The organism is Arthrobacter sp. C152 (assembly GCF_054890965.1).
This window is the reverse complement of sequence record NZ_JBTZSU010000007.1, coordinates 196,430-204,466: the sequence shown is the minus strand read 5'-3', so window position 1 is coordinate 204,466 and position 8,037 is coordinate 196,430. Positions and strand designations below refer to the sequence as shown.

Annotated in this window: 8 protein-coding genes; 2 read left to right on the top strand and 6 right to left on the bottom strand. The window is 71.5% G+C overall.

Features of this window, described 5'->3' with window-relative positions; all coding sequences use genetic code 11:
• Window positions 1-167: 167 nt before the first annotated feature.
• Window positions 168-569, top strand: a complete 402-nt coding sequence (locus tag ACYSM9_RS07825; protein ID WP_461856411.1) for a chorismate mutase — start codon at window positions 168-170, stop codon at window positions 567-569.
• Window positions 566-1,636 carry a uroporphyrinogen decarboxylase/cobalamine-independent methonine synthase family protein gene (locus tag ACYSM9_RS07820; RefSeq protein ID WP_461856410.1) on the top strand — a complete coding sequence of 357 codons (1,071 nt, stop codon included), beginning with the start codon at window positions 566-568 and terminating at the stop codon, window positions 1,634-1,636. The genes ACYSM9_RS07825 and ACYSM9_RS07820 overlap by 4 nt, the downstream gene beginning before the upstream one ends.
• A 3-nt stretch (window positions 1,637-1,639) precedes the next feature.
• On the opposite strand, the gene ACYSM9_RS07815 is transcribed toward ACYSM9_RS07820, so the two are convergent.
• Genes ACYSM9_RS07815 through ACYSM9_RS07790 form a run of 6 tightly spaced genes read right to left on the bottom strand, consistent with a single transcriptional unit; the run spans window position 1,640 to window position 7,930 of the window.
• Window positions 1,640-2,353: a DUF4166 domain-containing protein gene (locus tag ACYSM9_RS07815; protein WP_461856409.1), complete on the bottom strand. Its 714-nt coding sequence runs from the start codon at window positions 2,351-2,353 to the stop codon at window positions 1,640-1,642.
• A 47-nt stretch (window positions 2,354-2,400) separates the two neighbouring features.
• Complete coding sequence (locus ACYSM9_RS07810; protein WP_461856408.1) at window positions 2,401-3,693, bottom strand: DUF58 domain-containing protein; 1,293 nt, start codon at window positions 3,691-3,693, stop codon at window positions 2,401-2,403.
• Entirely contained in the window at window positions 3,693-4,706 is a 1,014-nt protein-coding gene (locus tag ACYSM9_RS07805) for an AAA family ATPase (RefSeq protein ID WP_461856407.1), read from the bottom strand. Before ACYSM9_RS07805 ends, ACYSM9_RS07810 begins: the two co-directional genes overlap by 1 nt.
• Window positions 4,703-5,917 carry a DUF4350 domain-containing protein gene (locus ACYSM9_RS07800; protein ID WP_461856406.1) on the bottom strand — a complete coding sequence of 405 codons (1,215 nt, stop codon included), beginning with the start codon at window positions 5,915-5,917 and terminating at the stop codon, window positions 4,703-4,705. Before ACYSM9_RS07800 ends, ACYSM9_RS07805 begins: the two co-directional genes overlap by 4 nt.
• Window positions 5,914-6,561, bottom strand: coding sequence for a DUF4129 domain-containing protein (locus tag ACYSM9_RS07795; RefSeq protein WP_461856405.1), 648 nt, complete (start codon window positions 6,559-6,561; stop codon window positions 5,914-5,916). The genes ACYSM9_RS07800 and ACYSM9_RS07795 overlap by 4 nt, the downstream gene beginning before the upstream one ends.
• Window positions 6,551-7,930 carry a DUF7847 domain-containing protein gene (locus tag ACYSM9_RS07790; RefSeq protein WP_461856404.1) on the bottom strand — a complete coding sequence of 460 codons (1,380 nt, stop codon included), beginning with the start codon at window positions 7,928-7,930 and terminating at the stop codon, window positions 6,551-6,553. Before ACYSM9_RS07790 ends, ACYSM9_RS07795 begins: the two co-directional genes overlap by 11 nt.
• Between the last annotated feature and the right edge of the window lie 107 nt (window positions 7,931-8,037).

Here is an 8,037-nt window from a genome sequence, read left to right as displayed (position 1 = left end):
AGGGGGAGGAGACACCGCGCCTTGGTAGAAACCGAAGAACGAGGAAAGACATCGGGGGGAACGGTCGGGGCACCTGCCCGGCCGCGCCTGACAGGGCCGGTGCGGCGGTCAGCCGCACCGGCCCTTAACACCAGCGTCGACTCAGGCCGCTCCCATAGACTGGGACCATGACGCAGCAGAACCTCAGCTCTCCCGGCCCTGACGATTTCGACCCCTCCGCCAGTTCCCTGGCCGGCCAGGTGGACAACTCGGTGATGGCTGAACTGCTGTCCATCCGTTCGAGCATCGACAACATCGACGCCACCCTGGTCTACCTGCTGGCGGAGCGTTTCAAGGCCACGCAAAAAGTGGGCTTCCTGAAGGCTGCCCACCGGCTGCCCGCCGGCGATCCCGGGCGGGAGGCGGCCCAGATCGCCCGCCTCCGGCGCCTGGCGGAGGACGCGCACCTGGATCCCGCGTTCGCGGAAAAGTTCCTGAACTTCATCATCGGCGAGGTGATCCGCCACCATGAGGCCATCGCGGAGGACCACCAGGCCGCATCCGGACCGCAGGCCTCCGCACTGAGGTGAGCGGGGAACAGCGGCAGCCCGGCAGCGGGAAGCTTCCGACCACGGCTGCCCCACCGACCGAAGTAACTGCCACAGGGCTGGGCCCGTGGCCCGGCGAGGATCCGCTTGAAGCCGCGCGCATCATCAGGGGCGAGCTGGGCAGTCCGCACCTGCCGTTCCTCGCCGAGCTGCCGGACCGCGGTGTCGGGTCTGATGCCGTGGGCCGCACCGCTTCGCTGCTGGAGGAGCTTGCGGCCGACGTCCAGCCTTACGGCTGGCGGCTCGTTGACCGTCCCGGCAAGGACAGCCGGAGGGCCGCTTCCGCGCTGTCCACGGACATCAACGTCCTGGCCGACGTAGCCGGGGCGGAGGAGTCCTCCGCCCCGGAGCTCAAGGTCCAGCTGGTGGGCCCGCTCAGCCTGGCAGCCGGCCTGCACCTGCACAACGGTGAGCGTGCCGTGGTGGATCACGGCGCCCGCCGGGACCTTGCCGAGTCGCTGGCGGCAGGTGTTGGCAGCTACCTCGCCCGGGTTTCGGCGGCCGTGCCCGGCGCCCGGCTGGTGGTCCAGATGGACGAGCCGGACATCGCGGCGGTGCTGGCGGGGGCGATACCCACCGCCAGCGGCTACCGCACGCTCAGGGCCGTTCCGGCGTCTGAGGCCCGTGAGTCCTGGCGTGTGGTCCTGGATGCGCTGCGCTCCGCCGGGGCGGCGGAAATCGTGGTGTCTGTGCCGGAGATAGAAGCACCGTTCGAGCAGATCCTGGCGGCCGGGGCGGACGGCATCGCGGTGCCGCTGAAGGCCCTGACCAACCGTCAATGGGAGCAGCTGGCCGGGGCGGTGGAGGCCGGCAAACGGCTCTGGGCCGGCGCCTTGGACGTCTCCGGCGGTGCGCTGCCCAAGGTGGCCGACTGCGTGGACTCGGTCTGGCGCCCGTGGCGCCAGCTGGGGCTTTCCGCATCCCTGCTCGGCGCGATCCGGGTGACGCCGGCGGCCGGGCTGGCCGGCCACACGCCCGCGCAGGCCACGGCTGTCCTGGGCACGCTCACCCAGCTTGCCGACGGACTGAACCAGCGTGCGCTGGGGTAGGCCTCAGACCCGGTTTTCCCAGCGGTCCGGCTGGGCGTAGCGCGGCAGGAAGCTTTGCGCGGCGCTGCCGCCGGTGTAGGGGCGGAGCCTGTAGTCGAAGGCCCCGGCGTACACCAGGACCAGGCCAATCTGCGGCTGGATCACCTTGACCTGGATGCGGTGCCTTCCGCTGCTGCCCGCCGCCGGATCCCACCATTGTTCGGCGTACGCCTTGGCATCCAGTGCGGCGGGAAGCGGTATCCGCAGCGGGCCGATGAACAGCCGTGAAGCCTCGGAGACACCGCGGAGCCTTCCCTCCGGGGTGACGCTGAGGTTCAGGTCCGTCACCAGCCGCCGGAACCGGCCCACGTAGTCCACCAGCTGGGTGGCGCCGCCTCTGGTGGTGGCGCTGGTGGTGTCCTGGAACAGCCGGGTGCGCCCGGGGAACCGGATCTCCCGCCGGGCCGTCAGGCTGGAGCGGCCAAACGGATCCTGGTGTGCGTGGTTCTCGATCCTGAACGGAATGTTCTCGCCGTATTCCGGGAAGAAGGCCTCCTCGCCGCTGGTGAGCCGCAGCAGGGGGCGAAGCCAGCGCTGGCGGCACCCGACGACGTCGAACGTCCCTTCCCCCACGCCGTACTGTCCGGAGCCTGGCGCCAGGGAGAAGTACTCCTGCAGTTCGGGCTGCAGCCGCGCGAACCGTGCGCCGAGGGCCTGCTCGTAGATCGGGGTGTTCACGGAAAGGACCTCCTGGTGGCGGCGATGGGCATCTGCTGTATCCGGCTTCACAATCTACCGGCAGCCTTGAGCCTGATGTACATGTCTGCGAGCCGGGGAGGCAACTCGTGGGGCTCGGCGTCCACCACCTCAACCCCGCAGCGCCGCAACTCGGCGGTCAACGCGGCACGTTGCAGCAGGGCCCGCTCCGCAGCGGCCGCCCGGTAGACCCCGGTGGCGTCATCGCGCCCGCGAAGCATGGTTCCAAGCTGTGGATCACGGACGGCCGCGACCACCACGACGTGCTGCCCTGCCAGCCGCTCCGCCGCCGGCAGCAGGCCCTCTTCGGGTGCCCCGCCGTCGAGCGTCGTCAACAGCACCACCAGGGACCTGTGCGGGGAAACTGCCCTGACCTGCGCCGGAAGTGCCGTCCAGTCCATCTCGATAAGCTCGGCCTCCAGCGGGGCCATGGCCTGGACCAGCCGGCCCAGGATGTGACCCTGCCCGGCGGAACCTGCCCGAGCCCGGATCCGGCGGTCAAAGGCGACAAAGTCCACCCGGTCGCCGCCGCGCTCGGCCAGCACCCCCAGCAGGAGCGCAGCCTCCATTCCGGTATCCAGCCGGGTTTCGTCACCGATCCTGGCTGCCGAGGTGCGGGACGTATCGAGGACCAGCACCACCCGCCGGTCCCGTTCAGGCCGCCACGTCCGCACCACCACTGCCGGGCGCCGGGCAGTGGCCCGCCAGTCGATGGAGCGGACATCGTCGCCGCGGACGTAGTCGCGCAGGGAATCGAATTCGGTCCCGGCGCCACGGATCTGGACGGCGGCCCTGCCATCGAGCTCGCGCAGCTGACGGAGCTTTGACGGCAGGTGCCGGCGGGAGTGGAAAGGCGGCAGAACCCGCACCGCACCGGGGCATCCGATGGTGCGCTGGCGGGCGCCCAGCCCCAGCGGGCCGAAGGAGCGGAGCGTCACATGGGCGGTCTTGAGGTCGCCGCGCCGGACGGGACGGAGACGGACGGCGAGCCTTCGGCCTTCGCCGGCCGGGACGTCGATGTCCTGGACGGGATTCTGCACACCGGCGGAGGGCTGCCAGCCGTCGCGAAGGGTGCCCTTCAGCCGCCGCACGCCTTCGTTGCGGACTGTCAGCCCAACCTCCAACGTGCTGCCCAGGGCTGCGTTGTCCGGACCGCCGCGCGCCAGGAGGACAGGCCGGAGCGAACCGGCAAGCAGCAGGTCTGCGCCCATCAAGGCCAGGAGCAGGGCGCTTGTCACCAGGACCGTGGCCCACCCCGGAAACAGCAGGACCGGAACCAGGCCCAGCAGGACCAGCGCCACGAAGCGTCCGGAGATGGCCATCAGCGGGGGACGGGGACGGTGGCCAGGATGCTGCCCAGAACATCGTCAACGCCCACGCCATCCATCTGGGCTTCGGGCTGGAGTGCCACGCGGTGCCGCAGGCAGGGCAGCGCCAGGGCCTTGACGTCATCGGGGGTGACAAAAGGGCGCCCGGAAAGCCACGCCCAGGACCGTGAGGTGTTGAGGAGCGCGGTGGCACCGCGCGGCGAAACGCCCAGCAGGAAGGAAGGGGCGGCCCGGGTGGCCCGGACCAGGTCCACGATGTAGCCGACGATTTCCGGATCCACCGCCACATCCGCAACTGCAGCGCGGGCCAGCGCCAGGTCCCCAGCGCCCGCGACGGCCCGGACCCCGGCTGCCTCCAGGTCCCGGGGGTCGAAGCCTGCCGCGTGGCGCCGGATGACCTCTATTTCGTCGTTGCGCCCGGGCAACGGCATGGTGAGCTTCAGCAGGAACCGGTCCAGCTGGGCCTCGGGCAAGGGATAGGTTCCCTCGTACTCCACCGGGTTCTGGGTGGCTGCCACCAGGAACGGTGACGGCAGCCGGCGGGACTGTCCGTCCACCGAGACCTGGCGTTCCTCCATGGCTTCGAGCAGCGAGGCCTGCGTTTTAGGCGGGGTGCGGTTGATCTCATCGGCCAGCAGGAGGTTGGTGAACACCGGACCTTCCCGGAAGCTGAATCCGGAAGTGTGCGAGTCGTACACCAGCGACCCCGTGACATCGCCCGGCATCAGGTCGGGGGTGAACTGCACCCGCTTGGTGTCGAGGCTTAGCGCCGCGGACATCGCCCGCACCAGCAGGGTCTTGGCTACCCCCGGGACGCCTTCCAGCAGTACGTGCCCCTGCGAGAGAAGGGCGATCAGCACGCCGGTGACCGTGCCGTCCTGCCCCACAACCGCTTTCGCCACTTCCCGGCGGACCTCCAGCAGGGCCTGCCTGGCGGGGTCTTCCGGGAGGGGGCGGCCATCGTCCGAGGCGTTGAGTGTCCCGGGGGCGCTGTTCTGTTCGCTCATTGGCTCATGACCTCTTTCTCCAGTTTGTCCAGCGCCTGCGACCAGGCGACCAGCCGGGCCTCCGTGCGGGGGTGTTCATTGACAAGGGCGGCGATGCCGGCGGCGTCACGGCCCAGCAGCGCGGCGGCCGCGGTGATGATGTCCGCCGGCGTGCTGCCCGGGCCGAGCCGGAGCCTGCCGGCCAGCCGTGTGAGCAGCCCGGCGCGAAGGTTGTCCCGGGCGTGGCCGATGGCATGTGAGTCGTGGTAGAGCCGGGCACGTCCTTCGGCGGTCTCCGCTGCCTTGACCACCACCGGCAAAGGCTCGAACACCAGCGGCCCGTGGCGGCGGCCGCGCCAGGCCATGGCCGCGGCCGCGACGACGAGGAGCCAGGGACCGAGGAAGCGCGCCCAGTCCGGGGCAAGGTCATCGAGCGTCGTGCCGGCGCCGTCGGGGGCCACGTCCTGCAGTGTGGGCAGGTACCAGACGAGGTCCGGGGACCTGCCGAGCAGCCGGATGGCGAGGGCCGCGTTCCCTTCCCCGGCCAGCTTGCCGTTGGCGAGGACGGCCGTGCTGCCCAGCACCGTGACCCGCCCGGCGGCGCTGGCTGCAAGCAGCCCGGCGGCACTGCCGCCCGGACGGTAGCAGGTGGTGCCGCCGTCGTACACAAATCCCGGTGAGCCCGTGACCGGGCCTGCAGCCTCCGCATCCGGCAGGGAGCACCCCGGCTCCAGGACCGGGAAGGAATCGGGAACCACGCCTGCCTGGTGGATGCCGCTGTCCATGGCGGTGAGGATGTCCAGCCGCGGCGTGACCACGACAACCCGGGCAGCGTGCTCCATCAAGGCACGCACCTGCGGGCCGTCCAGCAGTCCGTTCCGGTCATAGAGCAGGAGGGTGGGGGAGGAACCTGACTGCAGTGCGGCCATGGCGGCACCGAGCCTGTCCGGGGTGTGGACGTTGACGCCGTGCTGCTGCAGGATCCCGGCCAGGGCCTTGGCTCCGTCCGGGCCGGCGTTGCCGGCCGAGAGCGGAATACTGTCGCCCCGGGGGGCCAGTTGCGTCCCGATGGCCAGCGCGAGGGCGGCGGCCACCACGGCCCCTGCGGCCGCAAGCCGGCGGTGGCGCCGGAACCAGGATGTGCGGGTGGTCGCCGCCGGCGACTGCCCGGCAGGCAGGTCCTGCTGGTCCGCGGCGGCGGCATCCGTGCCGGCGGGGAGGGCGCTGGTCATTGCGGGGGCACCGTGCTTTGGGCGGGGGAACGGGCGGGCTTGCTGGCTGCCAGCGACGCGTCCAGGGCCGCCATCTCCTGGTAGTCGGCGCTGCCCGCGGCCCGGTTGCCGTAACGGATTCCGTCGAACACGGCGGCAGCCCGTTCCAGGCGCCGGGCTTCCGGACCGAACGGCAGGGCCAGCGCGCGTGCCGCTTCGTCCGCGGTCCGGCCCGCCTGCGGCTCCAGGATGGCCCGGTCTTCTGCGCTGCGGACCAGCGCCCGGAAGCGTTCGACGACGGCGTCCCCCCAGTTTCCGGCGGCGGCCGCGGCTTCCGCGCGGGCACGGTAGCCGGCGGCACGGAGGGCGGCATCGCCTTCGAAGACCTCCCTGGCCCGCCGGGCCCGGGCGTTCAGGCGGGGGCGGGCGAGGATCACGGCGGCCGCGATGATGGCCGCGATGACAAGGGCGATGACCGCTGCAGGCACCTGGGCGGGGTCGCCCGGCGAGCCACCATCCAGGGACCGCAACCACTCAAGGAAGCCCCGCCAGGCCGACTCAAGCCAGGAGGGCCCGGCGTCGCGGTATTCGGGTTTGGCCAGTTCCTCCGCAGCCCAGCGCCGGGCCTGTTCCGCGGTGGGCAGCACAGGGGGCTCAGCGGCCATCCGGCCATCCCTGCGCCGGAGCGCCATAGCCCGGGTAGGGTCCGGCCACGCCCGGCAGGACACCCCGGCCCGGAACGCCGGGGTCGGCGCCGGACTCGTGCTGGCGCAGCAGGGTGACGTCCAACCCGTCCTTGCGCATCCGCAGGTCCAGGTACAGCAGGGCCATGACCGATGTCTGGAAGGCGTAGCCCACCGCGCCGGCCAGCGCCCCGAGCACCGCTGTGGCGATGCCCGCCGCCACGGCCGTTGCTGCCTGCTGTCCACTGCCGCCATGCGGGGAGACGACAGTGGCGAGGAAGCTGGCCACAAAGGTCACCGGGATCAGGGCCAGCTGGCTGATGACTCCCACGAGGATGCTTACCACCGCGGTGATTCCGAAAATGCGCCACCAGTTGGCCCGGGTCAGTTCCCAGGACCGCCGCAGCCCGCCGAAGGCGCCCAGTTCCTCGACCACGACTGCGGCAGGAGCCACCAGGAACTTGACCGCCACCCAGGCGAACAGCAGCACGACGACGAAGAACAGTGGAATCGCCAGCAGGATGCCCATGCCGCGGGCATTGGAGAACAGGAGCGCCATGGCCGCTCCCAGGAGCACCACCGCCAGGACTCCTGCCGCCATCAGCAACGCTGCCAGCCGGACCAGCGCCCACGTCCTGGACCGGGACAACTGCCACATCCGGCGGAAGCCCGTACGCCGGTTCAGCGCCGACCTGGCCACGGGCACCACCATGGCCCCCTGGAGCACAACGGAGACGAACACGGCCAGGATGGAAAAGAGGACGACGCCGGCCAGGAACCCTAGGCCCGCGGAGGCAAGGGCCGCCGGCGGCGCGGTTTCGGCCCAGGCCTCGATGGAACCGGCGGAGACGGCGCTGGACGTGGTGACGACCGCCGCGACGATGGCGGCCAGGGACTGGGCGAGGAGGGCCGCGCCGAGCATCGCGCCGGGGTTGCGCCGGATGGCATGGAACGCCCCATCCAGGATCTCGCCGAACATCAGGGGCCGCAGGGGAACAATCCCCGGCTTGGGCGGGGCAGCGTAGCGGGGCTGGCCGTACGGGGAGTAGCCGTTTGGTGCCATGCCGTAAGGCGGGGTGCCATATGGTGCGGTGCCGTAGGGTGCTGTGCCGTAGGGTGCTGTGCCGTAGGGGGAGCCAGGGGACGGCTGTTGCCACGCGCGCGGCGGCTGCCACGGGTGCTGGTCCGCCGGCTGCTGCCACGCCTGCCCTCCTGCCGGCGGCGCCCACGGCTGCTGGTCCGCCGGCGGTACGGGTCCCATGCCGCCGGAAGGCGCGGCCCCGCCGTCGTACTGTCCACCGGCCGGATGCTCCCGCGCGGGATCCCCGGACCCGGACTCCTGTGGTGACACTGATTCCTCCCCCATGCCAGTGCGCCTGCCGCCCGCGGCGCCCCGCTATCAACGGCCGGCGCAGGCCTCGCGGCGCATGCCCCCAGACTATAGTTCCGCCGTCGGCC

Coding starts and splice junctions, on each gene's coding strand:
- ACYSM9_RS07825 (WP_461856411.1), top strand. CDS start 168: ATGACGCAGCAGAACCTCAGCTCTCCCGGCCCTGACGATTTCGACCCC.
- ACYSM9_RS07810 (WP_461856408.1), bottom strand. CDS start 3,693: ATGGCCATCTCCGGACGCTTCGTGGCGCTGGTCCTGCTGGGCCTGGTT.
- ACYSM9_RS07805 (WP_461856407.1), bottom strand. CDS start 4,706: ATGAGCGAACAGAACAGCGCCCCCGGGACACTCAACGCCTCGGACGAT.
- ACYSM9_RS07800 (WP_461856406.1), bottom strand. CDS start 5,917: ATGACCAGCGCCCTCCCCGCCGGCACGGATGCCGCCGCCGCGGACCAG.
- ACYSM9_RS07795 (WP_461856405.1), bottom strand. CDS start 6,561: ATGGCCGCTGAGCCCCCTGTGCTGCCCACCGCGGAACAGGCCCGGCGC.